Origin of the sequence: Burkholderia sp. LK4, assembly GCF_001043615.1 — a bacterium.
In the GTDB taxonomy this organism is placed as follows: Bacteria; Pseudomonadota; Gammaproteobacteria; order Burkholderiales; family Burkholderiaceae; genus Burkholderia; species Burkholderia cepacia.
In genome coordinates this window covers 1-815 of the sequence record NZ_LDUL01000114.1, presented here as the reverse complement: position 1 = coordinate 815, position 815 = coordinate 1, and the positions used below count along the sequence as shown (strand labels likewise).

The window sequence follows — 815 nt, the reverse complement described above, 5'->3', positions numbered from 1 at the left end:
CGATCCGGACCAGCCTCTCATCATCGGGCGGGCGTACAACCGCTTGCAGTTGCCGCCGTACGAGCTACCGCGACACAAGACGCGGATGACGATCAAGAGCCAGACGCACAAGGGCGAGGGCTTCAACGAACTGCGCTTCGAGGACGAGAAGGATCAGGAAGAAATCTACGTTCACGCGCAGAAGGACCAGAACATCCACGTCAACCACGACGAAACCATCTTCGTGGGCAACGACCGCAGCGAACAGGTCGAGCACGACGAAACCATCGCCATCGGTAACGACCGCAAGGAGACGGTTGGCCACGATGAGCAGGTCACCATCGGCCAGGACCGACGCCACGACATCGGGCAGGACGACTTCCTGAGCATCGGCCGAAACCACACCATCCACACTGGCAAGGATCGTACCGAGGAGGTTGGCAACCATCGCCGCGACAAGACCGTGGCCGATCACACGGTGGATATCGGCGGGCATTTAACGCAGCGGGTGCAGGGGCATGCCGAACTGGAGGCGGGGCAAGCCATTCGGCATCGCACCAAGGTCATCGAGTTGCACGCCGGCGAGGTAATCCGCCTGCGTGGCCCCGGCGGCACGATTACGCTGGACGATTGCGGCGTGGAGATCGAAGCCGTCGCCATCCGCGTGAAGGGCCCAATGGTCCAGGATCGTAAGGGTGCAGGGAATGTGCTCTCACTATCTGGCGACTCGGTATTCGGTGATTCGCCGGATGACGCTTTCTACCTGACCTTCTCGGGCGATGCCTAAGCACACGGACATTTATGGCTAACTTCAAATACCCCTTCAAGGACAAGGC

1 protein-coding gene is annotated in these 815 nt (G+C 60.4%); it reads left to right on the top strand.

From position 1 onward, the window contains the following. A partial coding sequence (locus VK92_RS37610; protein ID WP_048026819.1) for a bacteriophage T4 gp5 trimerisation domain-containing protein occupies positions 1 to 766 on the top strand: 766 nt, incomplete at its 5' end. Positions 767 to 815: the final 49 nt, after the last annotated feature.